The sequence below is a fragment of the Caballeronia sp. LZ065 genome (genome assembly GCF_031450975.1).
In the GTDB taxonomy this organism is placed as follows: domain Bacteria; phylum Pseudomonadota; class Gammaproteobacteria; order Burkholderiales; family Burkholderiaceae; genus Caballeronia.
The window spans coordinates 450,554-476,241 of sequence record NZ_JARUXV010000001.1; the positions used below are offsets into that span (position 1 = coordinate 450,554).

General features: G+C 63.6%; 26 protein-coding genes. 18 read left to right on the forward strand and 8 right to left on the reverse strand.

The features are described from left to right. Window positions 1–2 precede the first annotated feature (2 nt). Both fliD and QCE63_RS02110 read right to left on the reverse strand, forming a co-directional pair. Window positions 3–1,529 carry a flagellar filament capping protein FliD gene (gene fliD / locus QCE63_RS02105; protein WP_309830070.1) on the reverse strand — a complete coding sequence of 509 codons (1,527 nt, stop codon included), beginning with the start codon at window positions 1,527–1,529 and terminating at the stop codon, window positions 3–5. A 196-nt stretch (window positions 1,530–1,725) separates the two neighbouring features. Next, window positions 1,726–3,237 carry a flagellin gene (locus tag QCE63_RS02110; protein WP_309830072.1) on the reverse strand — a complete coding sequence of 504 codons (1,512 nt, stop codon included), beginning with the start codon at window positions 3,235–3,237 and terminating at the stop codon, window positions 1,726–1,728. A gap of 244 nt (window positions 3,238–3,481) precedes the next feature. Here QCE63_RS02110 and QCE63_RS02115 point away from each other — a divergent pair, with 244 nt between their 5' ends. Beyond that, window positions 3,482–4,432 (forward strand): aldo/keto reductase, encoded by a 951-nt coding sequence (locus tag QCE63_RS02115; protein WP_309830074.1) that lies wholly within the window; start codon window positions 3,482–3,484, stop codon window positions 4,430–4,432. Between the two features lie 377 nt (window positions 4,433–4,809). Continuing rightward, window positions 4,810–5,022, forward strand: coding sequence for a 30S ribosomal protein S21 (gene rpsU, locus QCE63_RS02120; RefSeq protein WP_309807007.1), 213 nt, complete (start codon window positions 4,810–4,812; stop codon window positions 5,020–5,022). Between the two features lie 106 nt (window positions 5,023–5,128). Here rpsU and QCE63_RS02125 read toward each other — a convergent pair whose 3' ends face one another. The 3 genes from QCE63_RS02125 to QCE63_RS02135 form a co-directional block, all read right to left on the reverse strand. Beyond that, window positions 5,129–5,494, reverse strand: a complete 366-nt coding sequence (locus QCE63_RS02125) for a hypothetical protein (protein WP_309830076.1) — start codon at window positions 5,492–5,494, stop codon at window positions 5,129–5,131. Window positions 5,495–5,523: 29 nt separating this feature from the next. After that, a complete protein-coding gene (locus tag QCE63_RS02130) occupies window positions 5,524–5,949 on the reverse strand; it encodes a hypothetical protein (protein ID WP_309833647.1) in 426 nt (141 codons plus the stop codon). Window positions 5,950–6,412: 463 nt separating this feature from the next. After that, window positions 6,413–7,018, reverse strand: a complete 606-nt coding sequence (locus QCE63_RS02135; RefSeq protein ID WP_309830079.1) for a DNA-3-methyladenine glycosylase I — start codon at window positions 7,016–7,018, stop codon at window positions 6,413–6,415. A 114-nt stretch (window positions 7,019–7,132) separates the two neighbouring features. Here QCE63_RS02135 and QCE63_RS02140 point away from each other — a divergent pair, with 114 nt between their 5' ends. Further along, the gene (locus tag QCE63_RS02140) at window positions 7,133–8,062 is read left to right on the forward strand and encodes a BadF/BadG/BcrA/BcrD ATPase family protein (protein WP_309830081.1); all 930 of its coding nucleotides are present in this window, start codon (window positions 7,133–7,135) and stop codon (window positions 8,060–8,062) included. A 104-nt stretch (window positions 8,063–8,166) separates the two neighbouring features. Next, window positions 8,167–9,006 (forward strand): Cof-type HAD-IIB family hydrolase, encoded by an 840-nt coding sequence (locus QCE63_RS02145; protein ID WP_309830083.1) that lies wholly within the window; start codon window positions 8,167–8,169, stop codon window positions 9,004–9,006. A gap of 87 nt (window positions 9,007–9,093) precedes the next feature. On the opposite strand, the gene QCE63_RS02150 is transcribed toward QCE63_RS02145, so the two are convergent. The 3 genes from QCE63_RS02150 to QCE63_RS02160 all read right to left on the reverse strand — a co-directional run bounded on the left by QCE63_RS02150 (window position 9,094) and on the right by QCE63_RS02160 (window position 11,786). After that, complete coding sequence (locus QCE63_RS02150) at window positions 9,094–9,375, reverse strand: hypothetical protein (RefSeq protein WP_309830085.1); 282 nt, start codon at window positions 9,373–9,375, stop codon at window positions 9,094–9,096. A 312-nt stretch (window positions 9,376–9,687) separates the two neighbouring features. Further along, entirely contained in the window at window positions 9,688–10,467 is a 780-nt protein-coding gene (gene aqpZ, locus QCE63_RS02155; protein ID WP_309830086.1) for an aquaporin Z, read from the reverse strand. Window positions 10,468–10,721: 254 nt separating this feature from the next. Beyond that, window positions 10,722–11,786 carry a glycosyltransferase family 4 protein gene (locus QCE63_RS02160; protein ID WP_309830088.1) on the reverse strand — a complete coding sequence of 355 codons (1,065 nt, stop codon included), beginning with the start codon at window positions 11,784–11,786 and terminating at the stop codon, window positions 10,722–10,724. 719 nt (window positions 11,787–12,505) lie between these two features. Here QCE63_RS02160 and flhD point away from each other — a divergent pair. The 14 genes from flhD (at window position 12,506) to QCE63_RS02230 (ending at window position 25,677) form a co-directional block, all read left to right on the forward strand. After that, window positions 12,506–12,829: a flagellar transcriptional regulator FlhD gene (flhD, locus tag QCE63_RS02165; RefSeq protein WP_309807015.1), complete on the forward strand. Its 324-nt coding sequence runs from the start codon at window positions 12,506–12,508 to the stop codon at window positions 12,827–12,829. Between the two features lie 19 nt (window positions 12,830–12,848). Further along, on the forward strand, window positions 12,849–13,424 hold the full coding sequence (gene flhC / locus QCE63_RS02170) for a flagellar transcriptional regulator FlhC (protein WP_309830090.1): 576 nt from the start codon (window positions 12,849–12,851) through the stop codon (window positions 13,422–13,424). A 142-nt stretch (window positions 13,425–13,566) separates the two neighbouring features. Continuing rightward, window positions 13,567–14,427, forward strand: a complete 861-nt coding sequence (gene motA, locus QCE63_RS02175; protein ID WP_309830092.1) for a flagellar motor stator protein MotA — start codon at window positions 13,567–13,569, stop codon at window positions 14,425–14,427. 40 nt (window positions 14,428–14,467) lie between these two features. Then, entirely contained in the window at window positions 14,468–15,466 is a 999-nt protein-coding gene (motB, locus tag QCE63_RS02180; protein ID WP_309830094.1) for a flagellar motor protein MotB, read from the forward strand. Between the two features lie 92 nt (window positions 15,467–15,558). After that, window positions 15,559–15,936, forward strand: coding sequence for a response regulator (locus tag QCE63_RS02185; RefSeq protein ID WP_309830096.1), 378 nt, complete (start codon window positions 15,559–15,561; stop codon window positions 15,934–15,936). 75 nt (window positions 15,937–16,011) lie between these two features. Next, window positions 16,012–18,309 (forward strand): chemotaxis protein CheA, encoded by a 2,298-nt coding sequence (cheA, locus tag QCE63_RS02190; RefSeq protein WP_309830097.1) that lies wholly within the window; start codon window positions 16,012–16,014, stop codon window positions 18,307–18,309. Between the two features lie 36 nt (window positions 18,310–18,345). Then, entirely contained in the window at window positions 18,346–18,870 is a 525-nt protein-coding gene (gene cheW, locus QCE63_RS02195; RefSeq protein WP_309830099.1) for a chemotaxis protein CheW, read from the forward strand. Window positions 18,871–18,899: 29 nt separating this feature from the next. Further along, the gene (locus tag QCE63_RS02200) at window positions 18,900–20,759 is read left to right on the forward strand and encodes a methyl-accepting chemotaxis protein (RefSeq protein WP_309830102.1); all 1,860 of its coding nucleotides are present in this window, start codon (window positions 18,900–18,902) and stop codon (window positions 20,757–20,759) included. Between the two features lie 189 nt (window positions 20,760–20,948). Continuing rightward, the gene (locus QCE63_RS02205; RefSeq protein ID WP_309830105.1) at window positions 20,949–21,875 is read left to right on the forward strand and encodes a CheR family methyltransferase; all 927 of its coding nucleotides are present in this window, start codon (window positions 20,949–20,951) and stop codon (window positions 21,873–21,875) included. Further along, window positions 21,872–22,624, forward strand: a complete 753-nt coding sequence (gene cheD, locus QCE63_RS02210) for a chemoreceptor glutamine deamidase CheD (protein ID WP_309830107.1) — start codon at window positions 21,872–21,874, stop codon at window positions 22,622–22,624. The genes QCE63_RS02205 and cheD overlap by 4 nt, the downstream gene beginning before the upstream one ends. Next, a complete protein-coding gene (locus QCE63_RS02215) occupies window positions 22,621–23,742 on the forward strand; it encodes a chemotaxis response regulator protein-glutamate methylesterase (protein WP_309830109.1) in 1,122 nt (373 codons plus the stop codon). Before cheD ends, QCE63_RS02215 begins: the two co-directional genes overlap by 4 nt. Before the next feature lie 50 nt (window positions 23,743–23,792). After that, the gene (gene cheY, locus QCE63_RS02220) at window positions 23,793–24,188 is read left to right on the forward strand and encodes a chemotaxis response regulator CheY (RefSeq protein ID WP_309830111.1); all 396 of its coding nucleotides are present in this window, start codon (window positions 23,793–23,795) and stop codon (window positions 24,186–24,188) included. 23 nt (window positions 24,189–24,211) lie between these two features. After that, complete coding sequence (gene cheZ, locus QCE63_RS02225; protein WP_309833649.1) at window positions 24,212–24,904, forward strand: protein phosphatase CheZ; 693 nt, start codon at window positions 24,212–24,214, stop codon at window positions 24,902–24,904. A gap of 251 nt (window positions 24,905–25,155) precedes the next feature. Beyond that, window positions 25,156–25,677, forward strand: a complete 522-nt coding sequence (locus QCE63_RS02230; protein ID WP_309830113.1) for a DUF2844 domain-containing protein — start codon at window positions 25,156–25,158, stop codon at window positions 25,675–25,677. Window positions 25,678–25,688 lie beyond the last annotated feature (11 nt).

A 25,688-nucleotide genomic window follows, 5' to 3' on the forward strand; every position in this document is an offset into this window, starting at 1 on the left:
CCTTAGCTCTTGTTGGTGGCCAGCGCGCCGGCGCTATTGGTGCCGCCGAAGAGGGCGGTCAGATAGCTGGACTGCGTCGCCATCGACGACATCAACGAGTTGAGCGCCGTGAACTGATCGTTGTACGAGGTGGTCAGCTGCGCGGTGTACGCGGTGAGCTGCGTCTGCTGATCGGCGATGCTGGTCAGGTCGTCGTTGAGCGCGGTCGTGCGCGTGTCGATGATGCCGCCGGTCTGCAGGAACGCCGTCAGGCTCGTGTTGAGCTGCGCGGCCACGCCGTCGGTCGAGTTGAACAGCGAGGCGACCGTGCCGCTGCTGTTGGTGAGCGCGTTGGTGAGCGCGTCTTCGTCGGTCGAGAGCGTGCCGTCCGGCTGCAGCGTGATGCCGATCGACGCCAGGTTCACCTTGCCCGTGCCCACGCCGATGCCCTTGCTGATCGTGCTGGAGATCGTGTTCTTGATCGTGTTCATCATCGAGTCGCCGAGCAGCGCACCTTGCGAGCTGGCGGTCGAGTCGAAGGACGTCAGCGACGACGCCGTGCTGACGAAGTTGTTATACGCGGTGACGAAGGCATCGATGGCGGTCTTCTGGCCGGTGACGTCCTGGCCGATCGTGAGCGTCTGCGTCGTGCCGACCGAGTCCGCGGTGATGTTCATCGTGACGCCCGTCACGGCTTCCTTGATCGTGTTGCTCGAACTCGTGACCGGCGTGCCGGCCACCGTCAAATGCGAGTCCACGCCCGCGCTGGATTGCGTCCAGCCGCTGGTGCTGCTGATCGTGGTGTGCTCGGGGACGGTGATGGTCTTGGTCGGATCGGTTGGGTCCGGATCGGTTGTCGTGGTGGACGAGCTGACCTGAAGCTTGTTGATGGCGGAGGTGCTGTCGTCCGCCGTGACATCGACGCCGATCTGGTTGCCGAGACCCGTCGACGTGGAGCGCAGCACGAGGTGCGCGCCGTCCGAGCCGTTGACGATAGTCGCGGTGACGCCGGGATTGTCGGATGCCGAGTTGATCGCCGACACAATGCCCGAGAGCGTGTTGTTGCTGCTGTCGAGCTTGATCGTGCTGCTGTTGTTGCCGACCTTCAGCGTGATCGAGCCGGTGCCGAGCGCGTCGGTGGTCGAGAACGTGCCGGACGTGATCGATTGTGCCGAAGCGATGTTCTGTACGTTGACCGCGTAGCTGCCGGCCACTGCCGTGGTGTCGGCGCTGCCGGTGAGGCCCTTGCCGTCGGCGGTGGCGGTGAACGAGCCGAGCGTCTTGCCGTTGGCGAGATTCGTGATCGAGCTTTGCAGCAGCGACAGCACGGACTTGAGCGTGCCGATCGCGGTGAGCTGCGTGTTGTCGGCGGTCTTCTTGTTGTTGAGCGCGTCGGTCTGGCCTGCGACCTTCGCGTTGACGATCGCGGTGACGAGCGAGTTCACGTCCATCGTCGAGTTGGTCGAACCGCTGATGATCGACTGTGCGGCCTGTTGTACGGCGCTGGTCGGATCGACAGTGGAACTCGATGTCGTGGCTACGGTGGTCATGTGTGCTCCGCTCGTGTTGCTTCGCGATCGTTTGGAATAGGGCGGAAGTCGTCATCTTCCGAAAACGCGCGTAGGGAGACGAGCTCCCTTTGCGCTGACTGCTTTGATGCTTTTGCTGCGCTTTGTTGCGATTTGTTGCGTGCGGCGCGCATTGTACTGCCTGATGCGCGCCGCCTTGCTACGCCGGCTGTGATGCTTAGCCGAGGAGCTTCAGAACTTGCTGGGGCATCGAGTTCGCTTGAGCCAGCACCGAGATACCAGCTTGTTGCAGCACTTGAGCCTTCGACAGGTTCGCGGTTTCCTGCGCGAAGTTCGCGTCGGTGATTTGCGACTGTGCCGACGACAGGTTGGTCGACTGAGCCGTCTGCGTGGCAGCGATCGACGAGAAGCGGTTTTGCGCGGCGCCGAGGTCAGCTTGAATCGAGTTGACGTCGTTCAATGCGTTGTCGATCGATTCGATCGCGAGGTTCGCGCCATTGGCCTTCGTCAGGTCGATGTCGGAAACCTTCGGCGGCACGTTTTGCGCGTTCGCTTGAGCGATGCCGGTCGTGGCGGCCGTGGCGTTGGAGTTGTTCAGGGAGAAGCCGGTCGGCGTCGTGCCGAGAGCGCCGGTAGTCTTGAACGCGACCGAGCTGCCGTTCGCCGGCGTACCCGCGTTTGCAGTGACGGTGAACAGGGCAGCGCCAGCGGCAGCAGCATCATTGCCGTTCTGGTCGGTGTACGTCATCGTGCCATCATCCTTCTGCGTGATGGTGATCGACGTGATCGTGCCCGCGCCGGCCGCAGCGGCAGCGCCAGTGGCGTCCACGTTCAGGCCCGAGACCGTGCCGAACACTGCGGTGTTGCCCGTCGTCGGAAGCGTTGCAGCAGCGCTGGCCGTGTTCAGTGCGGTCAGTGCGGTTTGAGCTGCCGTCTTCGCGCTTGTTTGCGTCGCCGTGCCGAGTGCGCCCGCGGTGTTGGCCGTCAGCGTCAGCGACGTGCCCGTGCCGGCCGTCGTGCCCGAGAACAGCGCGGTCGTTGCGGCGCTGGACAGTGCCTGGTTGTTCTGGTCGGTGAACGTGAAACCGCCCTTGCCGTCAGCCAGCACGTTGATCGACGTGATGTCGGCCTTGGTCGTACCGGTCGTTGCAGCACCTGCGCTCGTCAGGCTCAGGCCCGACAGCGTACCGATCGTCGCGCCTTGTTGCGGCAGACCGCCACCGAGTTGAGCTGCGGACACGCCGTTGCTCAGATCGATACCGATCGTCTGGCCGACGTTCGCGCCAACCTGGAACGACACCGTGCCAGCCGAGCCGTCGAGCACGTTCGTGCCGTTGTAGGTCGTTTGCGAAGCGATACGGTTCACTTCAGCGATACGCTGCGTCACTTCCTTTTGCAGCGAAGCCTGGTCGCTCGACGACAGCGAGCCGCTCGAAGCCTGCACGGCCAGCTGGCGAATACGTTGCAGGTTGTCCGAGATCTGCGACAGGCCCGAAGCAGCCGTCTGGGTCATCGAGACGCCGTCGTTGGCGTTCGACACACCTTGATTCAAACCGTTGATCTGCGAGGTCATGCGCGAAGCGATGGCCTGGCCTGCTGCATCGTCGGCCGCGCTGTTGATGCGCTTGCCCGACGACAGGCGGGTGATCGCCGAAGACAGCGCGCTTTGCGTGCTGTTGAGGTTCTGCTGAGCAACCAGCGAGTTGATATTGCTATTGATACCGATCATTTGTTCTCTCCTGGGAGACTTATCTGGCTTTGGCTAATGGCACCGAGTTGTTGCCTGGCGGTCCTGCGCTCGGTGATAGCCGGCCGCCTACTTGAGGTTATCGGGCCACTCGAAAAAAACTTAAGGCCGGGCTAACCGATTTGTGTAACGAATAGTGTCGAAAGCCTTCGAAGGCCCGCCCAGCAAGCCTTCCGAATCACGCGTATGCTTTTCAGTCCCTCTTCCACGCGGATTCGGAGCATTCATGCAGACACGTAATGTCGGTATATCGGATTTGAAAGTCGCGCCTTTAGTATTTGGCGGCAATGTATTTGGCTGGACCGCCGACGAACGCACGTCGTTTTCCATCCTCGACGCATTCGTCGATCACGGACTTAATTTCATCGATACCGCCGATGTTTATTCCGCCTGGGTCGAAGGTCATCAGGGCGGTGAATCCGAGACGATCATCGGCAAGTGGTTCAAGGAGAGCGGCAAGCGCCGCAAGATCGTGCTCGCGACGAAAGTGGGCAAGCTCAGCACGCGCCCGGGGCTGACGGCCGCGAACATCGCCGCAGCCGTCGACGATTCGCTCCGGCGGCTGAAGACCGATTACATCGATGTCTATTTCTCGCATCACGACGACGAAGCCACCTCGCTCGACGAGACGCTCAACGCCTATCAGAAGCTGATCCAGGCGGGAAAGGTCAGGGTGATCGGCGCGTCGAATTACACCGGCGAGCGTCTGGAAGAAGCCTTGAAGATCGCGAAGGACTCGGGCTTGCCGAGCTATCAGATCCTTCAGCCCGAATACAACCTTTACGATCGCGAAGCCTATGAGACTGCTCTCGAACCGGTCGTGGAGAAGCACAAGGTGGCGGTCGTGCCTTACTACGCGCTGGCGAGCGGCTTTCTGTCGGGCAAGTACCGTTCTAAGGCGGACACGCAGAACAAGGCGCGCGGCTCGCGCGTCGAGAAATATCTGGACGCACGCGGCCTGAAGATCCTCGATGCACTCGACGAAGTCGCGAAGCGCAACGACACGACGCCTGCGACGATCGCGCTCGCGTGGCTCATTGCGCGTCCGGGCATCACGGCGCCGATCGCGAGCGCCACGTCCGTCGCACAACTGGAAAGCCTCGCGGCCGCGACGCGCCTTGTCTTGTCGAGCGAAGACGTCAGGCTCCTCGACGAAGCCAGTGCGTGGCAGAAATAATCTGTCACATCAAGGAGTTGGGCGGCTCGAGGTGTTGGCAGCGGCGCGCTGTTCTGGTAACATCGCGCCCGAATCGAGAAATGTGCCCGATTTTCTGCCTTCGCTTCCGAATGACAACGTCCACAGCGACACTGTCAACATCCGGCGGCGAACGGCTCCGAATCGCGCGTTCACGTCGTTCTTTCGAATGCGCATGCCGCTTCGGCGGCTGAATCCCAACTCTCTCTGTTCCGGCCTCCGTGGCCGCTTTGCTCGTGTCCGTTGCGCCGCGCTGTCTGGTGTCATCCAGTGCCGCGTCCGGTGGACGATCGGAGTGCCGGGGCGCGGCGGTTTCATCGTCGCGCGCTTAGAAATACGTTTAGCAAACCAGGATTTACATGACCACTATCGTCCTCAAAGAAAACGAGCCGTTCGATGTCGCGATTCGGCGTTTCCGCCGCACCATCGAGCGCAACGGCACCATCGCCGAACTGCGCGAGCGCCAGTCGTACGAAAAGCCGACCACCGCGCGCAAGCGCAAGAAGGCAGCCGCTGTCGCGCGTCTGCGCAAGCGCCTGCGCAGCCAGATGCTGCCGAAGAAGATGCACTAAGCATCGCGTGCAAGCCGGGGAGTGTCGTCCTCGGCTTGCATGGCAAAACGGCGGTGCGACCCGTGAGGGCGCACCGCCGTTTTGCTTTGTGTGAGAGAAACCGGCGTCAGACGAACGCGTGACGCTTGCCGAGCGCCGCCAGCAGATGCGGCCACTCTTCCACGTCGGCGTCGTCGTGAACCTGTTCGAGTTCGATCAGCAGATCGATGATGTTGGGATCGTAGGCGTTCACATTCGACGCGTAGAGCGCGCGCATCAGCTCGCCGTCCTGCGCATGCCGATAGTAAGAAATGCCGACGCCTTCCAGCGCCGCTTCGTACAGATCGTCACGCACGAGCGAACCAATCGCGCACTTGCGGCCGTCCGGGCTGCGCAGGCGGCAGGAACCGTTGTCGTCTTCGGACACCGCGCGCTGGGTCAGCAGATGCGTGCTGACGCGTTCGTAAATGTCCTTGGGGCTCAACATCTTCATCGGACTCAACATCACAGCACCTACCGTACTCAAGCAGCCGTTTTAAGAAGTTCGGCAGAAAGCCCGAACTGACGCGCGATCGACGAGAGACGTTCGCGCCATTCCCACTTGCCGAAGACGTCATGCACGTTTTGCAGGCAAGAAAGCAATTCGACGGTATTGGGATCGAACACGTTGATGCGCGCGCGGAGCAGGGCGCGCTTGAGCGCCGCGACGCCGACATCCATGTAGGCCGGCACATGCTCGGGTGGCTTTGCGATGTAGCGGATGGGCACGCCTTCCATCGCGGTGACGTAGTCGCGCGGCTTGATGAAACGGCCGACAGGGCATCCGCCGCAGTAGCCGCGATAGGCGCCGCCGCCATGCGGGAGCAATGCGGCTTGTCCCTGCAGGAACAGATGCTGGACGGCGCTGTTGAAAATCTCCTGATGGGTCAGGAAGTTCAAGCTTTTCATGATCTTCTCCCCTGCGCCCCTGCGCAGCGGCCATGCGTTTGAATTCGAGAACCTGCACCTGCTGCTCCGGAACGGCAGCGTTGTTGCGATGTTCAGCAACATCAAAAAACGCTGATGCCTTCCGGTTACTGCTTCGAGCACGGCACTTTTCCCGGCCTGGGCGTTCGGTCTCACTTTCGCCCTGTGTGCTCGCGTCGGATTTCGACACTCGATGAACGATCCGTACACCGTCTTTATAACGGTTCGGTCCGGTAAAAAGGTGCGCCAGCGCACGCGAGGACGCCATTTTTACACGTACCGTACGTTCGTGCAGTGCGGAAAACCCGGTCAAAAGCCTTGCTGTTCGGGGTTTCGCGCGTGCTTCACTGCAAAAAAACACGCCTATATCAGGACTTTCCCTAGCAAGAGGCATCGCACTCGAAAAAGTGGCCAAAAAACTAAAACTCTCCGCACTCGCAGACCTTCACTTCGACCTTGGCGAGGCGCCCTTGCGTTTGGTCTTGGCAGCGGTTCGGGCAATGCATCCGGCTGCGTGATCGTTGACCATGCCGGTCGCCTGCATGAAGGCATAACAGATGGTCGTACCAACGAACTTGCAGCCGTACTGCTTGAGGGCGCGGCTCAGGGCATCCGACTCGGCCGTCGATGCGGGCGTGGGATGCTTCGCGTCGCGCGGGGTATCGATGGTGACGCCGCCAACAAACGACCAGACGAAGTTCGCGAACGAGCCGTGCTCTTGCTGAATCTGCTGGACCGCGCGCGCGTTGAGCACCGCCGACGCAACCTTCGCGCGATTGCGCACGATGCGCGCGTCCTGCACGAGCCGCGCGACGTCCTGGTCCGTGAAGCGCGCCACGCGGCCGATGTCGAAATGCGCGAACAAGGCGCGGTAACCCTCGCGCTTGTTGAGGATGGTCGACCAGGACAGCCCCGCCTGCGCGCCTTCGAGCACCAGCATCTCGAACAGATGCTGGTCGTCGTGGGACGGCACGCCCCACTCATGGTCGTGGTAGTCGATCATCGCGTCGGTGGTTGCCCACGCGCAGCGGGCCAGTTGAGTGTCTGCCATGTGCGGTTCCCGGTGGTCATCAAGGTCGCGTCAGCATAGCGGAACGTGCCTGTCCCGCCACCTCGTCCATTCGGCTAATTGGCGCAGGCCGCCGCGGCCGGTAAGCTGGCGTCCATGAAATCCATTTCGACCATGACTTCCTTCGCGGCAACGGACACTTTTCTGCTCGGCATTGACGGCGGCGGTAGCGGAACGCGCGTGATTCTCGCAAACGCGCAGGGCGTCGAGCTTGCACGTTCCAGCGGCGGACCGTCGGGCCTCGGGCTTGGCGTCGAGCGCGCGTGGCAATCCATCGAGGACGCGTGTCGCCGCGCGTTCGCCAGCGCGGCGCTGCCGTTCGACTGGCGTGCCTGCGCGCTCGGCTGCGGCCTCGCCGGCGTGAACAACGCCGACTGGCTGGCCGCCTTCCTCGCGGCCGCGCCCGAAGTGCGCGCGTTGCGCGTCGAGAGCGACGCCTGCACCACGGTGGTCGGCGCACATGGCGGTGAACCCGGCGTGATCGTCGCGTTGGGCACGGGCAGCATCGCGGCTTCGCTGGACGAGGCCGGGGTATGCCGCATCGCCGGCGGCTACGGCTTCCCGAGCGGCGACGAGGCCAGTGGGGCCTGGCTCGGGCTGCGCGCGGTGGTTCATCTGCAGCGCGTGCTCGACGGCCGGGCGGCCGAAGACGGCTGGTCCCGTGAATTGCTCGCCCTAACCGGCGCGACGGATCGGGACAGTCTCGTCGTGTGGCTCTGCAACGCCAATCAAACCGCTTACGCCACGCTCGCGCCCACCGTCTTCGCCTTCCGCGATCACCCCGTCGCCACACGGTTGCTCCAGCAGGCGGCCCAGGAGATCGAAACGCTCGTGGCTGCGCTCGACCCGCACGGCGCCTTGCCCATTGCCTTGTGTGGCGGGCTCGCCGTTCCGTACGAACCGTTCGTGCCGGTTGGGTTGCGCAAGCGGATGCGCGCGCCGCGTGCCGATTCGGCAGCGGGCGCGCTCGAACTGGCACGCCGGGCGGCAGCCGGGTCCGAAGAAGTCGCGGACCCGGCACGATAAAATGGCGCACTTCGCGGCAGGTTCCCTCCGCTCATCGCTCCACGCAGGGCGCGCGCATCGCGTACGCAGCGCACCCGGCGCCTGAGCCTACGACCAAGGCAGGCATGTACTCGGCCATCGCTACCGATCTCGACGGCACGCTTCTCAACAGCGACCATCAGCTCGACCCCTTCACCGCCGAAACCGTGCGCACGCTCGCGGCGCGCGGCGTGCCCATTGTCATCGCGACGGGACGGCATTATCGCGATGTCGCCGGCATTCGCGACGTGCTTGGCGTCGACGCGTATCTGATTACGTCGAACGGTGCGCGCGTGCATGCGCCGGGCGATCAGCGCATCTATTCGCGCGACCTCGACCCGGCCGCCGTGCGACGCCTCGTGCAACCGGAGCTCGCGGGCGCGCATGGGCGCGTCATCGTCAATCTGTTCGCCGACGACGCCTGGCTGATCGACCGTCATGCGCCCGAACTGCTGGTCTTCCATCAGGATTCGGGATTCAAATACGAAGTGATGGACCTGCGCGAACACGACGGCGAGAACATCGCGAAAGTGTTGTACATCGGCGAGCCGGAAGATCTCAAAGAAACCGCGGCGAGTCTGGAGCGCGAGTTTGGAGACTCGCTGTATGTCACGTATTCGTTGCCGGATTGTCTCGAAGTCATGACCTCCGACGTCTCGAAGGGCCGCGCGCTGCGTTTCGTGCTGGAACGGCTCGACGTCGATCCGTCGCAGTGCATTGCATTCGGCGACAACATGAACGACATCGATCTGCTCGAGACCGCAGGGCATCCGTTCATGATGAACAACGCCAATCCTGACCTCATCAAGCGGCTGCCCGATGTGCCGCGCGTCGGCAACAATTTCGAGGCGGGGGTTGCGCATCAATTGCGCAAGCTGTTCGAGATTCGTGACGAACTGGCGCCGCCTGAGCACACGCCGGACTGAACGAAACGCGCAACGCAAAACGGGCGGCTGGTGTGATCCAGCCGCCCGTCGCTCTTGAGTGGTCTCCCGCGAGCGGGTCACGCGTACTTAGCCGCGATGTCCCCAGTTGTTGCCATAGCCGCGATGATCCCAGCCGGTGCGATTCCAATGGCCCCGGTCGCGGCCGTCGTGCCAGCGCGGCGCTTCATGACGGTAGTACGGCGCACGGTAGGCCGGCGCAGCCGGGCGAACATAAACGGGAGCCGGTGCCACATAAGCGGGCCCGCCGAGCGACACGCCGATGTGCAGGTCGCTGTGAGCCTGAGCTGCGCCGACTGCACCCATGGCAAGACCGGCGACGACGAGCATGTGAGTGACGATGCGCTTCATTGTGTTTCTCCTTGAAGGCGACGTGTATGTCGCATGAGTCCAATGTACGGGCGCAGCGTCTTACACGCTTCGACGACTTGTTACCGTATGCAAGGGCCAGTAAGGAGAAAAAGAAACGCGGAGATTCGGAGCGCACGCGTGTGAGTCCCGTCAGATGGGCCTCACACGCATGCGGTCCGCAGATGGAACTCAACGGCGCGACGAATCATAAGCATGCTTCGTAATTCAGCATTACATTTATCGCGCCGGTTTAATCGTTCGACGTCAACAGGCGCATCAATACGCTCGGCAAACAACTCGGCACACAGCCCGTCATTCGGCCTCGCGGGCGGTCTCGGCGAGCGGAAACCCTATCGTGCTCGCGCCGCTGTGTACCTCGAGAGGATCTTGCCGGGATGCCTGACGCGTAAGCGAGGGATAGACCAGGCCGGCGATGATTGCGCCCACGATCGGCGCAATCCAGAACAGCCACAACTGATCCAGCGCCCAGCCGCCGACGAAGAGTGCCTGGCTCGTCGAGCGTGCGGGATTGACTGAGGTATTGGTCACCGGAATCGAGGCCAGGTGGATGAGCGTCAGGCAGAGGCCAATGGCGAGCGGCGCGAAGCCTTTCGGCGCCCGTTCGTCGGTGGCGCCGAGGATCACGAAGACGAAGAAGAAGGTCATGGCGATCTCGCAGATCAGCGCGGCGACCATCGTGAAGTGTCCCGGCGAGTGCTCGCCGAAGCCGTTGGCGGCAAAGCCGCTCAACGTGAAATCGAAACTCGGGTTGCCGATCGCGATCAGGTAGAGAACCCACGCCCCCAATGTCGCGCCAATCACCTGCGCAACGATATATGGCACGAGGTCGCGCACGGGAAAACGCCCCGCCGTTGCCAGGCCGATGCTCACCGCTGGATTCAGATGGCAGCCGGACACATGGCCGATGGCATAAGCCATGGTCAGCACGGTGAGACCGAATGCCAGTGCGACACCCGCGAATCCGATGCCGAGCTCGGGGAAGGCGGCGGCAAGCACGGCGCTTCCACAGCCGCCCAGGATGAGCCAGAACGTGCCGAAGATTTCGGCCCCGAGACGTTTCGATAAATTCATGTTTCCGCCTTCGTGAAATGTGAATTGCCGCTGTTTCGAAAAGAGCACTTAATGAGCGCGTCGAGCGCAGTTTAAGCGCGCTTTCTTTTGCAAATTGTCAAAATTGATCGGTTATTCGGCGTATTCACGACGTCATGAAGAATTTTAGGATTGTTCGTGCGTAACGCTCTCAGCAAACACCAGACGAAAAAAAAGCCGCCCCAAAGGGCGGCTCTTGCTGCGGTCATCGAAGACCGCCTGGATGGGAAGGCTGCTTAGCCGACGGCAACCTGGCGCAGCACCGGGCGCTTGGCGGCCTGGAGCATGGCGGTATAGCTGTCGACGTAATTCTGCGCCATCGTCTGCGCGCTGAAGCGGCGTTCGAACTGCGCGCGAATCTCGGTGCGCGAGAGTTCGTCAAGACGCTGCAACGCACCCACGGCACCCTGCACGTCCTCGCAGATGAAGCCGGTCACGCCATGATCGATCACCTCGGGCACCGAACCGCGATTGAACGCGATCACCGGCGTGCCGCAGGCCATCGATTCGATCATCACCAGACCGAACGGCTCGTTCCAGTCGATCGGGAACAGCAGGGCCTTTGCGCCCGACAGGAAATCCGGCTTTTGCGCCTCGTTGATCTCGCCGATGAACTCGACGTCCGCATGCGACAGCAGCGGCTCGATCGTGGTCTTGAAATACTCCTGGTCGACCTTGTCCACCTTGGCGGCAATCTTCAGCGGCAGGCCGCTTTGCGCCGCGATCTTGATGGCCAGATCGGCACGCTTTTCCGGGCAGATGCGGCCGAGGAAAGCCAGGTACTCCGGCTTCTTGTGCTGCTGCGGCGTCAGCAGTTCGTTCGGCAGGCCGTGATACACGGTGTTCAGCCAGTTGGCCTGCGGCAGCGGTCCGCGCTGGTTGTCGGAGATCGAAATCACGTTCGCCTTCGTGAACGTGTTGAAGATCGGTTGCAGCTCCGGCAGGTCGAGACGGCCATGCAGCGTCGTCACGAACGGCGTATCCAGCTGCGTGAACAGCGGGAACGGCATGTAGTCAAGGTGGAAATGCAGTACGTCGAACTCGTGCGCACGGCGGCGGACGGTTTCGAGCAGCAGCATATGCGGCGCGAGGGCGTCGCGGATCGTCGGATCCAGACGCAGGGCGCGCGGCCATGCGGCTTCCAGAGTCGCCTTGGTTTGCGAATCGCCGCTGGCGAACAAGGTGACGTCGTGACCCAGATCGACGAGTGCGTCGGTCAGGTAGGACACCACCCGCTCAGTGCCGCCGTAGAACTTCGGGGGTACTGCTTCGTGCAACGGTGCAATTTGTGCGATTCGCATAACGTGACTCTCCTGTTTCGGGCGGAGCGGGCGCTTTCGCGTCAGGCTCAGGACCCATGCCGGTTAAGGCGTCATTTAAGGCATCGCAGTCACGCTCCGGTCGAGCGCTCAACACATGCCATTTCGGGCGGGCCGCGCAGGTAAGACGCCGCCCGAGATCGGCCCGGAGATGAAGATTACATCGCGACCGGGTTATCCCTTACTGCTCATTATCAGGATCGAGAGCGGCATTTCACGTCATTTTTCAATCGCTTATCGTTGTTACAGCACGAAACAAACGCTGTTACGAAGTCAGAAATTGCAGTGTTGTCAGCAATGTAGACGAATCACACATCTGGAAAATGACCGCGCGGCAGTGTGTAGCACGTCGCGTTCCCGAACGCTGAACCCGGCTTTCGGGCGCCGCTGGCACAACTTCACACCGAATAAACTCGCCAGATGTCCATTAAGTCAGACGAATAGCTGCCGATATCCGGTTCTTGCATCCACGGGTGCGTCACGGCCCGTTTTCGCGCCGTGTAGGAAGAATTCCTACACAAAACCTCCTTGAAATCCTGCGATGCTTCGGACACGTTCTCCGACAGCGGCGCCTTCGAGCATCGGCGACAATCGTCTGGCACAAGAGAACACGTGCGGGGCCGGTTTCGCCGCGACTGTTGCGAACCGAGCAAACGTTACCCCGCCGGCCTGACCAGCCACGTAACGATTCGGGGAAAAAGATGACGAACAGCGCTACGAGTACGCTCGTGGAAATCCGCGAGGTGAATCTGTCGTATGTGCTTCTCGCCCAGCGTCTTCTGCAGGAAGACCGCGTCTCGGCGATGTACCGGCTCGGCCTGTCCGAGCAAGTGGCACAGGTGCTGTCCTCGCTTACGCTCGCGCAGGCCGTGAAGGTGGCATCGTCGAGCCATCTGCTGTGCCGTTTCCGCTTCGACGATCACACCATTCTTTCGTCGCTGGCCGACAAGGACAAGAGCGCGGCGCTCACGCAGGCGCACGCGGCGATCCTGCTGGCCGACAGTCCTGTCGCGCAGATCGGCTGACGCACGAAGCGAACGGCCGATGGCAACCCGAAGCGTAGTGGCGGAAGTCCGCGAGATCACGCTCGCGATCGAACTCATCGAGCTCGGCGCGCGCCTGCAACTGCTCGAAGCCGAGACGAGCCTGTCGCGCGACCGGCTCATCAAGCTCTACAAGGAGCTGAAGGGCGCGTCGCCGCCGAAGGGCATGCTGCCGTTCTCGACCGACTGGTTCATGACCTGGCAGCCGAACATCCATTCGTCGCTGTTCCACGGCATCTACCGTTTCATCGATGAACACGGTGGCGCCGACGGCGCGCAGAGTACGATCCAGGCGATCGTGAAGAGTTACCGGCTTTATCTCGAACACGCCGCCCTGTATGGCGACGAACCCGTGCTCTCGCTCACGCGCGCGTGGACCCTGGTGCGTTATTTCGAATCCGGCATGCTCCAGACCAACGCGTGCACCCGCTGCGGCGGACGCTTCGTCGCGCATGCATACGAACTGCGCGCGGGCTATGTCTGCGGCCTGTGCCAGCCGCCGTCGCGCGCCGGCAAGACGCGCAAGATCCAGGCAGCGGCCGCTGCTGCGGAACCCGCGCGGAGTCTTGCGGCCTGACGCCGCACCCGGCCCGCGCCCGTTCTGCGGCGTGGGTTTCAACGTTTGCCGGCTGCCCTGACGCGCCATCAAAGTTTTCCAGTCGAGTGCCGTAAACCACCTAACGGCGGTCTTACCGCATCAAAAACGTGAGGACTCGACTGTGCTGATTTTTGTTGGAGCGCTCGTGACATTGCTGTCCGTGTTCGGCGGCTATGCCATCGAAGGCGGACACCTCGGCGCGCTGATGCAGCCGGTCGAGATCCTGATGATCGTGGGCGCGGGCGTCGGCGCGTTCATCCTCGGCAACAACGTCAAGACCATCAAGGCGACGATCCAGGTCCTTCCGACGCTCTTCAAGGGCGCGAAGTACAACAAGGGCATGTATATGGAGCTGATGGGCCTGCTCTACGTGCTGCTCGCGAAGGCCCGCAAGGAAGGCACGCTCGCGCTCGAGGGCGACATCGAGGATCCGTCCAAGAGCCCGGTCTTCAGCCAGTATCCGCAGATTCTCGCGGATCACCACATCGTCGAATTCCTGACCGACTACCTGCGTCTGATGGTCAGCGGCAACATGAATGCGTTCGAGATCGAAAGCCTCATGGATGAGGAAATCGAAACGCATCACGTCGAGGGCGAAGCGCCCGCGCACGCGCTGACCAAGGTCGGCGACGCGATGCCGGCGTTCGGCATCGTCGCGGCGGTGATGGGCGTCGTGCACACGATGGCCTCGGCCGATCAGCCGCCCGCCATCCTCGGCGAGATGATCGCGCAGGCGCTGGTCGGTACCTTCCTCGGCATTCTCCTTTCCTACGGTTTCATCGGGCCGCTCGCCAACGTGGCCGAGCAGCGCGTGGCCGAGCAGACCAAGATGTTCCAGTGCATCAAGGTCACGATCCTCGCGAGCCTGAACGGCTACGCGCCCGCCATCGCGGTGGAGTTCGGCCGCAAGGTGCTGTTCTCGACCGAACGTCCGTCGTTCTCCGAACTCGAGGAACACGTGCGCCGGGTCAAGGCGAAGTGATGCGACGCTTCGCGCACGATCCATCGGTCAGGACTCAGCCATGAGCAACGACAGCGAACGTCCCATTTTCATCAAGCGCGTCGTTGGCAAGAGTGCCAAGGGTCATCACGGCGGCGCCTGGAAACTCGCTTACGCGGACTTCATGACCGCGATGATGGCGTTCTTCCTGCTCATGTGGCTGCTTTCCTCGACCTCGCCCGTGCAGCGCCGCGGCATCGCCGAATACTTCAACATGCCGCTCAAGGCGGCGATGGTCGGCGGCAAGACCGTCGGCATGGACGACAGCATCCTGATGGGCGGCGGCCGCGATATCTCCAGCGAAGAGCCGGGCGCCGCGCGCCGCTCGGACGGCAGCACGCGGCTGGCGCAGCGCGCGTCGTCCACGACCGACGAGGAACTGCTGAAGGCCGCGCAAGGCGAACTCGAACGCCGCGAGCAGGCGCGTCTGCACGATCTTCAGGTCAAGCTGATGGCCGCCATCGAAGCCAATCCGACCTTGCGCCAGTTCAAGCAGCAGATCCGCATCGAAGCGACGCAGCAGGGCTTGCGCATTGAAATTGTCGATACGCAGAAGCGCCCGATGTTCGCGCTCTCCAGCAACGCCGTGCAGCCCTACATGCGCGACATCCTGCGCGAGATCGGCCGGACGCTGAACGACGTGCCGAACCGCATCGTCGTGCAGGGCCATACCGACGCCGTGAAATACGCGGGCGGCGAGAAGGGCTACAGCAACTGGGAACTGTCGGCGGACCGCGCGAACGCATCGCGTCGCGAGCTGGTCGCGGGCGGGATGGACGAAATCAAGGTGATGCGCGTGCTCGGTCTCGCATCCACGCAGAATCTGAACAAGAAGGATCCGTTCGATCCGGAGAACCGGCGCATCAGCGTCATCGTGCTCAATCACAAGACGGAACTGGCGATGCTGCGCGACGACGGCGGCGCGGGCGCGACGCTCGACAACGGCGCGGACGCGAACGGCGCGCCGGCGACGCTCGGGCAGTTAATTCCGGGCATCAGGGCGAAGAGCGCGGCGCATTGAGCGCATTGGCCCGCGAAACAGCAGCCCTCGAAAAATCAGCCTCAAGACCGGACCCGTTTCGACCGTCATCACGGCAACGGCAAGAGACAAACATGATCAAGAACATTCTGGCAATCGATGACTCGGCCGCGATGCGGCAAATCATCTCGGCGACGCTGGCGGTAGCCGGCTACGAAGTGACGGTCGCGTCCGACGGCGACGAAGGGCTGGAATGGGCGCTCGCCGAGCGCTTCGATCTCGTCCTGACCGACCATCACATGCCGGGCAAGAGCGGGCTCGATCTCATCATGGCTTTGCGCGCGAACCACGCGTACCGTGCGACGCCAATCCTGGTGCTCACGACCGAAGACGGCGAACCGTTCAAGAACGCGGCGCGCAGCGCGGGCGCGACGGGCTGGATCGAGAAGCCGCTCGATCCGGACTTGCTGACCGAACTGGTCGCGGCGCTTTCGGAAGACGCGCAGCACTGAAAACGTCGCAAAAAACGGCATAGAAATGCGCGCAGCACGGCGCCGATTGAACAGCATTCCAGCGGTGACTCAAGCATGACACTCGACATTACCCAGTTCTATCAGACGTTCTTTGACGAAGCCGATGAACTGCTCGCGCAGATGGAGCAACTGCTGCTCGTTCTCGACATCGCGAATCCGGATCCCGAAGACCTCGCGGCGATTTTCCGCGCGGCGCACTCCATCAAGGGCGGCGCGGCGACCTTCGGCTTCACCGCGCTCACCGAAACCACGCACATTCTCGAATCGCTGCTGGACCGCGCGCGCAACAACGAGCTGGTCCTGCGCCGCGACATGATCGACACCTTCCTGGCGACCAAGGACGTGCTCTCCGACCAGCTCGCTGCCTATCGCGCGAGTGAGGAGCCCGATGCCGCCGCGGCGGCCGCGATCTGCGCGAAGCTCGAACGCCTGAAGACCGAGAGCGCGGAAGCCAACGTAGCGCCGGTAGCGGCGCACATCGAACCGCCCGCGCTGCCGGGCGTCGGGCACAACGAGGCCGCGGCGCCGCTCGCGCCGGCATACGACGGCCCGAACGCACCGCCCGCGCACGTGCTCGCGCAGGCCATGGACATTCTCGAAGACAACGGCAACTGGGACGGCGCGTTCGAACTCGCCGACAGCAGCAACGCCGTCACGCATGCAGGAACCGTCGCTGAAGCGACGCCGGGACACACCGGCGCGCCGCGCGCGGAAGTTGGACCCCACCTGAAAATTACGCTACGGGGGGTGGGCGAGAAGGACCTGACGACTCTGATCGAGGAGTTGGGAAATCTGGGAAGCATCGTCGGGGAACAGAAGGCGGAAGCCGAGTACGTCGTATGGCTCGACTCGGACGTTCCCGCCGACGACATCGTCGCCGTGTGCTGCTTCGTGATCGATGAAACACAGATCACGATCGGCCGGGGCGACGGCGCGGCGCAAGCCATCGAGGCGCAGCCGGCAGCGGCGGCGCCAGAAGCGATGCAACCCACGCTACAGGAAGAGCAGAAGCAATCGCAGGCGGAACCGTCGCCTGCATCCGTGGCCGCTCACGAAGCAGTACAACAAGAAGCGGCGACGGCGGCGGGGCAGCCCGCCGCCCAGCCGTCCAGGGCCGCAACGGGCGACGCCGAGAAAAAGGCTCGGCCGCAAGCCGCCGCATCGGCGGAAGGCAGCTCGATTCGCGTCGGTGTGGAGAAGGTCGATCAGCTCATCAACCTGGTGGGCGAACTCGTGATTACGCAGGCCATGCTTGCGGAAACCACCAGCACGTTCGATCCCGCCTTGCACGACCGTCTGTTCAACGGCATGGCGCAGCTCGAGCGCAACGCGCGCGACCTGCAAGAGGCCGTCATGTCCATCCGCATGATGCCGATGGATTACGTATTCAGCCGCTTCCCGCGCCTCGTGCGCGACATCGCCGGCAAGCTCGGCAAGGAAGTGGAACTCGTCACGTTCGGTCAGGCGACCGAACTCGACAAGAGCCTGATCGAACGCATCATCGATCCGCTCACGCACCTCGTGCGCAACTCGCTCGACCATGGCATCGAAACCATGGAAGCGCGCCGTGCGGCGGGCAAGTCCGCGACCGGCCAGCTCGTGCTGTCGGCGGCGCATCACGGCGGCAACATCGTGATCGAAGTGAGCGACGACGGCGCCGGCCTGCGCCGCGACAAGATTCTCGCGAAGGCGCAGAAGCAGGGCATGCAGGTGTCCGAGTCGATAAGCGACGAAGAAGTCTGGCAACTCATCTTCATGCCGGGCTTCTCGACTGCAGAACAAGTGACGGACATCTCCGGGCGCGGTGTCGGCATGGATGTGGTCAAGCGCAACATCCAGTCGATGGGCGGTCACGTCGAGATCAGCTCGCGCCAGGGCGCGGGCACGACGACGAAGATCGTGCTGCCGCTCACGCTCGCGATCCTCGACGGCATGTCGGTCAAGGTCGGCAACGAGATCTTCATCCTGCCGCTCAACTTCGTGATGGAGTCGCTGCAACCGGTGGCCGAGGACATCTACACGGTCGCCAACGGCGAGCGCGTGGTGCGCGTGCGCGGCGAATACCTGCCGCTGGTCGCGCTGCACAGTGTCTTCGATGTCGAAGGCGCGCGCACCGAACCGACCCAGGGCATCGTCACCATCATGCAGACGGAAGGGCGCCGCTTCGCGATGCTCATCGACGAACTCGTCGGTCAGCAGCAGGTGGTGGTCAAGAACCTCGAAACGAATTACCGCAAGGTGCACGGCATTTCCGCGGCGACCATCCTCGGCGACGGCAGCGTTGCGCTGATCGTCGACGTGGCCGCGCTCAATCGCGAGTCGCGCGTCCAGCACGCCGCGCACGCACATTAACACTACCCGACCAGACGAAAGACACAGGGAGCTCTCGTGGCAGACATTCAATCGATCAACGCAGCGCCGTCGAGCGTTACGCGCCGCGACGCGCAACAGGCCGAAGCCGCCGGACAGGAATTCCTCGTCTTCACGCTCGGCGCCGAGGAATACGGCATCGACATTCTCAAGGTGCAGGAGATCCGCGGCTACGACAACGTCACGCGCATCGCCAACGCGCCCGCGTTCATCAAGGGCGTGATCAACCTGCGCGGCATCATCGTGCCGATCGTCGACATGCGCATCAAGTTCAATCTCGGCCGGGTCGACTACGACAACCAGACTGTCGTGATCATCCTGAACGTCGCGCATCGCGTGGTGGGCATGGTGGTGGACGGCGTGTCCGACGTGCTCACGCTCTCGCCCGAACAGGTGATGCCCGCGCCGGAATTCGGCGGCACGCTGGCCACCGAATACCTGACGGGCCTCGGCACCGTCGAGGGCCGCATGCTCATCCTGATGGATATCGAGAAGCTCATGACGAGCCGCGAGATGGCATTGATCGACGCCGTCGGCGCATGAAACGAACTTAGCCAAGCAGGAACGAAGCCATGCTGAAAAAGTTGTCGATCCGTACGACGCTCACGCTCGTCGGTCTCCTGTTCGCCGGCTGCGCGGCGGTGATCGGCGCGCTCGCGCTCACCGGTCTCAACGCCGCAAGCTCGGCGCTTACGTCGCTCGCGCAAGAGGACATGACCGCAATGCGCGCGCTGTCCGAAACCTCGTCGTATCTGCTGCGCTCGCGCATCACGCTCGACCGCGTGCGTTCGCTCGCGGAAGCGGGCAACGATGCGGAAGCGCAGAAGGCGATCGAACGCGGCCAGTATCTGCTCGGCAAAAGCAATGAGAACTGGAAGCTCTATCTCGACACGTCGAAGCCGACGCTGCCGAAGGACATTCTCGACGCGCTCGTCACGCAGCACGACGCGCTGCTCAAGACGGGCGTGGAGCCGGAGTTCGCCGCGATCCGCGCGAAGGACATGGCCGCGTATCACGCAATCGCCGATACGAAGATCAGCCCGATGTTCGTCGCCTTCGACCAAGCTGTGACGACGGCCGTCGCCGCGCAACAGGATCACGCCGAGAACGCGCGTGCGAGCACGGCGTCGCATGTCGCCGCGCTCAACGTGATGATCGGCGCGGTGCTCGCGCTGGCGGTGCTGATGCTGATCGGTACGCGCCTGGCGCTGGCGAGCCTGATCGTCAAGCCGATCAACGAGGCCGTCGAGCATTTCGACCGCATCTCGAACGGCGATCTCATGCACACCGCGCACAGCGACCAGGGCAATGAGATCGGCCGTCTGTTCGCAGGCATCGAACGCATGCGCGGCAACCTGACCACGATGGTGGGCGCGGTGCATCGCGGCGCGGAATCGATTGACGTCGGCGCGCACGAGATCGCAAGCGGCAACACGGATCTCTCGCAACGCACGGAAGAGCAGGCGGCATCGCTGCAGGAAACGGCGTCGAGCATGGAGCAGCTCACCAGCACGGTGAAGCAGAACGCCGACAACGCCCGCCAGGCGAGCCAGCTGGCCGTGAATGCATCGGACATCGCGTCGCGCGGCGGCGAAGTGGTCGAGCAGGTGGTCGATACGATGCACGCCATTGCGTCGAGTTCGAGCAAGGTCGTCGACATCATTGGGGTGATCGAGGGCATTGCGTTCCAGACCAACATTCTCGCGCTGAACGCGGCCGTGGAAGCGGCGCGCGCCGGCGAGGAAGGCCGCGGCTTCGCGGTGGTGGCGGGCGAAGTGCGTTCGCTCGCGCAGCGCAGCGCGGCGGCGGCAAAGGAAATCAAGGCGCTGATCGGCGATTCGTCTGCGAAGGTCGACAGCGGCACGGAACTCGTGGCGCGTGCCGGCGCGACGATGGGCGAGATCGTGCAGGCCGTGCGCCGCGTGACCGACATCATGGGCGAGATCAGCGCGGCGTCGGAAGAGCAGTCCGACGGCATCGAGCAGGTCAACCGCGCCGTCACGCAGATGGACAGCGTGACCCAGCAGAACGCCGCGCTCGTCGAGCAGGCGGCGGCCGCCGCTGCGTCGCTCGAAGAGCAGACGCGACAGTTGAAGGGCGTCGTCGCGCAATGGCGCGTCGAGGGCGCCGCGCCCGTGCGCAGCAGCGCCACGACGGCCGCCGCGCGGCTCACGCCGGCTGCGCGCATCGAGCCGACGCCGGCCCGGGCCGCTGTCGTGAAAAGCGCGTTCAAGCCGTCGAAGCCCGTTCAGTCCGCGAAAGTTGTGGCAGAGCCTAACGTCGCGACGGATGCGGCCGTTATCAAGGAAGTTGCAAAGGTAGCCGTGAAGAAAGCGACCGCTCCCGCGCCGCGTGCAAGCGCGCCGGCAGCGATGCCCGCGCCGCGCGTCAAGGCGACGACCGCCGACGACGGCGACTGGGAAACCTTCTAAGCCTTCATTCAATCAAGTGCGAAACGGAACGACCATGCAGGCAGCGCGCGATACCCTCGACGAGCAGCGTTTCTTCGGAACGCAAGGACGTCGCGCGGGCTCACGGTCTTCGCACGCCACGCAGGTTGCGAGCGCGACGGACACGCCACATCAGGCATCGGCAGCGATGCCGGGGAAGCATCAAACATCATGACGGCCACGCGCAACGCGCGTCTCGACATGCCCGCCCCGGTGCGCGGTGAAGTCGAGCGCGATTTCGAATTCACGGCGGCGGACTTCGCCCGCATCCGCGAGCTGATTCACCGGCGCGCGGGCATCTCGCTCTCGGACCACAAGCGCGACATGGCTTACAGCCGTCTGGCGCGCCGTCTGCGGGCCTGCGGCATCGACACGTTCAAGCATTATCTCGACCGTCTCGAAACCCACGAGGACAACGCCGAGTGGGAAGCATTCGTCAATGCGTTGACCACGAATCTCACCGCGTTCTTCCGCGAGTCGCATCATTTTCCGATCCTGTCGGAGTTCGTCAAGCGCCGCTCGCAGCCGTTCTCGGTGTGGTGCTCAGCGGCGTCCACCGGCGAGGAACCGTATTCGATCGCGATGACGCTGGTCGAAGCGCTCGGCGAACACGCTGCGCGCCAGTGCACGGTGTTCGCAAGCGACATCGACAGCCAGGTGCTGGCCAAGGCAGATGCGGGCGTGTATTCGCTGGACCAGGTCAAGACAATGCCCGTCGAGCGCCTGAAGCGCTTTTTCCTGAAGGGCACGGGTTCGCATGCGGGCCTGGTGAAGGTGCGTCCTGAACTGCGCGCGATGGTGAACTTCGGCCGCGTGAACCTGACCGATGCGCGCTACGACGTGAAAGGCCCGTTCGACGTCATCTTCTGCCGCAACGTGATGATCTACTTCGACAAGCCGACGCAGGGTCAGGTGTTGTCGCGCTTCGAGCCCCTGATGAAGCCGGGTGCGCTGCTGTTCGCGGGGCATTCGGAGAACTTCACCTATGTGTCGCAGGCCTTCAGGCTGCGCGGCCAGACCGTGTACGAACTGGCGCGCGATGCCAAACCGGGCGCCGCGCCGAAGACTGCACGCGCACTGACGGGAGAGGCAGCATGAGCGGACTGCCGATCGCGTCGAATCTCTATTACGACAATCACTTCAAAAAGCCGGGCGTCAAGCTGCTGCCGAACGAGTTCTACATGACGAGCGAGGACATGGTCCTCGTTACCGTGCTCGGCTCGTGCGTGGCGGCGTGCATCAACGACCGCACGGCGGGCATCGGCGGCATGAATCACTTCATGCTGCCTGACGACGGTTCCGACGCTTCGCATGCCTCGTCCGATTCGATGCGCTACGGCGCTTACGCCATGGAAGTGCTGATCAACGAACTCATCAAGCGCGGCGGCCGGCGCGAGCGCTTCGAGGCGAAAGTGTTCGGCGGCGGCGCGGTGCTCGCGGGCATGACCACGATCAACATCGGCGACCGCAACTCGGAATTCGTGCGCCGCTACCTCGCGCTCGAAAAGATCCGCATCGTGGCGGAAGACCTGCAGGGTATGCATCCGCGCAAGGTCGCGTTCATGCCGCGTTCGGGTCAGGTCATGGTCAAGAAACTGAAGACACAGCACGATCCCGTGGTGGTCGAGCGCGAGCAGGCGCTGGTGCAGCGCACGCCGGAAGAGCGCGCCGAACGGCTCGCCAAGGCGCGTGCGCGCGTCGAATTGTTCCAGTCGAACGGCAGCGCCGCCAAACCGCGCGTCGAACTCTTCACGAACTCGGCAAGCACGCTCGCCAAACCGCGCGTGGAACTGTTCGGCAACGCGGCCCGCAGCGTGCGCGGCGCGAACACGCAGGAGGAAGCATGAGCCTGAATCACGCGCTCCCTGCGAAACCATCCGCTGCACCGAAGATCAAGGTGCTGTGCGTCGATGACTCCGCGCTCGTGCGCAGCCTGATGACCGAGATCATCAATTCGCAACCCGACATGCAGGTGTGCGCGACCGCGCCGGACCCGCTCGTCGCGCGCGAACTCATCAAGCTGCATAACCCGGACGTGCTGACGCTCGACGTGGAAATGCCGCGCATGGACGGTCTCGATTTCCTCGAAAAGCTGATGCGCCTGCGGCCGATGCCGGTCGTGATGGTGTCGTCGCTGACGGAGCGCGGCAACGAAATCACGCTGCGCGCGCTCGAACTTGGCGCGGTCGACTTCGTCACGAAGCCGAAGGTCGGCATTCGCGACGGCATGCTCGACTATGCCGAGAAGCTCGCCGACAAGATCCGCGCCGCGTCGCGCGCACGCGTCAGGCAGCACGCACATCCGGCGAGCGCGCCGGCCCAGGCGAGCCCGCACAAGCCGGCGCCGCATTTCAACAATCCGCTGGTCTCGACGGAAAAGCTCGTGATCGTCGGCGCCTCGACGGGCGGCACCGAGGCGATTCGCGAAGTGCTGACGCCGCTGCCGCCCGACGCGCCCGCGGTCATGATCGCGCAGCACATGCCGCCAGGTTTCACGAAGTCGTTCGCGCAGCGGCTGAACGGCCTGTGCCGCATCACCGTGAAGGAAGCGGAGCACGGCGAGCGTGTATTGCCGGGTCATGCGTACATCGCGCCGGGTCACGCGCACCTCGTGCTTGCGCGCAGCGGCGCCAACTATGTCGCGCATCTGTCGGATGCGCCGCCGGTGAACCGGCACCGGCCGTCGGTCGACGTGCTGTTCCATTCGGCGGCGCAGCACGCGGGCAAGAACGCGATCGGCGTGATCCTGACCGGCATGGGCCGCGACGGCGCGGCCGGTCTGCTCGAGATGCAGCAGGCAGGCGCCTACACACTGGCGCAGGACGAAGCGAGTTGCGTGGTGTTCGGCATGCCGCGCGAAGCAATTGCAATGGGTGGCGCGAGTGAAATCGCGCCGCTGACGGAAATGAGCCGCCGCGTCATGGCGCGGCTCGCCTCGATGGGCGAACGCGTGCAGCGCGTCTGATTTGTCTGGATTGAGCGGCGCAGCCGCATTGAGAACACACGGGAGTAATGATGGACAAGAACATGAAGATCCTCGTCGTCGACGATTTTCCGACGATGCGCCGTATCGTGCGCAACCTGCTCAAGGAGCTGGGTTACGGGAACGTCGATGAAGCCGAAGACGGCGCGGCCGGTCTTGCGCGTTTGCGCGGCGGCGGCTTCGACTTCGTGATCACCGACTGGAACATGCCGAACCTCGACGGCCTGGCGATGCTGCAGCAGATCCGCGCGGACGCGGCGCTCTCGCATCTGCCGGTGCTCATGGTCACGGCCGAGTCGAAGAAAGAGAACATCATCGCGGCGGCGCAGGCGGGCGCGAATGGTTATGTGGTGAAGCCTTTCACCGCCGCGACGCTCGACGAGAAGCTGACCAAGATTCTCGAGAAGATGGCCAAAGCGGGGAGCTGATCGTGAACGATCTGACCACTGAACTGGCCGCCGCGGTCGCCTCCGCGGCCGAAGCCGAGGGCGACGCGTCGAGCGACCGCATTCTCGCGCGCATCGGCCAGCTGACGCGCACACTGCGCGACTCGATGCGCGAGCTCGGTCTCGACAAGCAGGTCGAAGCCGCGGCGCAGGCCGTGCCCGACGCCCGCGACCGCCTCAAGTACGTCGCGACGATGACCGAGCAGGCCGCCGAGCGCGCGTTGAACGCCATCGAACTCGCCAAGCCGGTGCAGGAAGCGATGCAGGGCGAAGCCCAGGCGCTCGATGCCCGCTGGTCCCGCTGGTACGACGCGCCGCTCGCACAGGCCGAGGCCGGGGCGCTGCTCGCGGACACCCGCACGTTCCTGCAGAGCGTGCCGGAACGCACGCAGGCAACCAACGCGCAACTGCTGGAGATCATGCTCGCGCAGGATTTCCAGGATCTCACCGGTCAGGTGATCAAGAAGATCACGGACGTCGTGTATCTGATCGAGCAACAACTGCTGGGTGTGCTGCTCGAGAACATCGCGCCCGAGCGCCGCGAGCAGTTCGCGGCATCGGCGGCGGCATTGATGTCGTCTGCGAGCGGCAGTCCGGAAGGGCTCCTCAACGGGCCGCAGATCAACCCGGAAGGACGCAGCGACGTCGTGCAGGATCAGTCGCAAGTGGACGATCTGCTGGCCAGCCTCGGCTTCTGACGGTCTTTTGCGAGGTGTCGGCCCGACGGGCTCGGTCCTTGCGGATAACGCGAAGCGCATGCCCTTGCGCTTCGCGTTTTTTCATTGTGCGCGGTTGCGAACGCTAGGCCTATTCCTCGCGGCTGGCATACTGACGGTAGTCACGTCGTGAGTTGGGGCGTGCAAAAAACAGTGGCGTATCAGTCACTCTATTGTCACGAGGCCGGTCGTTTTTGAGAGGGCGGCAGGCCGGCAATCCGACAGGAGGCGCAGTGAAAGCACCGAAGCAAACCCGTCCTGGGCGTCTGGCAAAGGCACTGGCTGGCGCAGCCGGCGCGCTGTGCGTCTGGGCGGCCGCGCCCGCCTATGCAGCGCTCGGCGGCGCACCGATGGCCGTGCCGCCAGGCGCCACGCCCCCCACCGCGAAGGCGGTCGCGCGGGCGGCCACCGCAAGCGGCGCATCCTCGAGCTCGTCAGCCGGTTACACCGTGCGGTCCACCCTGCTCGCGAGCGGCACCACCATCAACGAATATCTGTCGGTGCAAGACGTCGTGTTCGGCATCGCCTGGAAAGGGCCGCGCATGCCCGACCTCGCCTCGCTGCTCGGCAGCTATTTCCCCGAGTATCAGCAAGGCCTGAAAGCGCAACGCGCCGCGCGCGGCGGCCGCGGACCCGTGAGCCTGCAAGGCAGCGGTCTGGTCGTCGAATCCGGTGGTCACATGGGCGCATTCGAAGGCCGTGCGTATCTGCCGCAGTCCTTGCCCGCCGGCGTCGACGCCAGCGACATCCAGTAAGCGACGGGAGA

What these genes read in the sequence shown, in the direction of transcription:
- motB (WP_309830094.1), top strand. Translation starts at nt 14,468, where the DNA reads ATGAGCAACGACAGCGAACGTCCCATTTTCATCAAGCGCGTCGTTGGC.
- QCE63_RS02110 (WP_309830072.1), bottom strand. Translation starts at nt 3,237, where the DNA reads ATGATCGGTATCAATAGCAATATCAACTCGCTGGTTGCTCAGCAGAAC.
- rpsU (WP_309807007.1), top strand. Translation starts at nt 4,810, where the DNA reads ATGACCACTATCGTCCTCAAAGAAAACGAGCCGTTCGATGTCGCGATT.
- QCE63_RS02205 (WP_309830105.1), top strand. Translation starts at nt 20,949, where the DNA reads ATGACGGCCACGCGCAACGCGCGTCTCGACATGCCCGCCCCGGTGCGC.
- QCE63_RS02160 (WP_309830088.1), bottom strand. Translation starts at nt 11,786, where the DNA reads ATGCGAATCGCACAAATTGCACCGTTGCACGAAGCAGTACCCCCGAAG.
- cheD (WP_309830107.1), top strand. Translation starts at nt 21,872, where the DNA reads ATGAGCGGACTGCCGATCGCGTCGAATCTCTATTACGACAATCACTTC.
- flhD (WP_309807015.1), top strand. Translation starts at nt 12,506, where the DNA reads ATGACGAACAGCGCTACGAGTACGCTCGTGGAAATCCGCGAGGTGAAT.
- fliD (WP_309830070.1), bottom strand. Translation starts at nt 1,529, where the DNA reads ATGACCACCGTAGCCACGACATCGAGTTCCACTGTCGATCCGACCAGC.
- cheY (WP_309830111.1), top strand. Translation starts at nt 23,793, where the DNA reads ATGGACAAGAACATGAAGATCCTCGTCGTCGACGATTTTCCGACGATG.
- QCE63_RS02145 (WP_309830083.1), top strand. Translation starts at nt 8,167, where the DNA reads ATGTACTCGGCCATCGCTACCGATCTCGACGGCACGCTTCTCAACAGC.
- QCE63_RS02130 (WP_309833647.1), bottom strand. Translation starts at nt 5,949, where the DNA reads ATGAAAAGCTTGAACTTCCTGACCCATCAGGAGATTTTCAACAGCGCC.
- QCE63_RS02185 (WP_309830096.1), top strand. Translation starts at nt 15,559, where the DNA reads ATGATCAAGAACATTCTGGCAATCGATGACTCGGCCGCGATGCGGCAA.
- cheA (WP_309830097.1), top strand. Translation starts at nt 16,012, where the DNA reads ATGACACTCGACATTACCCAGTTCTATCAGACGTTCTTTGACGAAGCC.
- QCE63_RS02200 (WP_309830102.1), top strand. Translation starts at nt 18,900, where the DNA reads ATGCTGAAAAAGTTGTCGATCCGTACGACGCTCACGCTCGTCGGTCTC.
- QCE63_RS02125 (WP_309830076.1), bottom strand. Translation starts at nt 5,494, where the DNA reads ATGAAGATGTTGAGCCCCAAGGACATTTACGAACGCGTCAGCACGCAT.
- QCE63_RS02215 (WP_309830109.1), top strand. Translation starts at nt 22,621, where the DNA reads ATGAGCCTGAATCACGCGCTCCCTGCGAAACCATCCGCTGCACCGAAG.
- flhC (WP_309830090.1), top strand. Translation starts at nt 12,849, where the DNA reads ATGGCAACCCGAAGCGTAGTGGCGGAAGTCCGCGAGATCACGCTCGCG.
- QCE63_RS02115 (WP_309830074.1), top strand. Translation starts at nt 3,482, where the DNA reads ATGCAGACACGTAATGTCGGTATATCGGATTTGAAAGTCGCGCCTTTA.
- QCE63_RS02140 (WP_309830081.1), top strand. Translation starts at nt 7,133, where the DNA reads ATGAAATCCATTTCGACCATGACTTCCTTCGCGGCAACGGACACTTTT.
- QCE63_RS02150 (WP_309830085.1), bottom strand. Translation starts at nt 9,375, where the DNA reads ATGAAGCGCATCGTCACTCACATGCTCGTCGTCGCCGGTCTTGCCATG.
- aqpZ (WP_309830086.1), bottom strand. Translation starts at nt 10,467, where the DNA reads ATGAATTTATCGAAACGTCTCGGGGCCGAAATCTTCGGCACGTTCTGG.
- QCE63_RS02135 (WP_309830079.1), bottom strand. Translation starts at nt 7,018, where the DNA reads ATGGCAGACACTCAACTGGCCCGCTGCGCGTGGGCAACCACCGACGCG.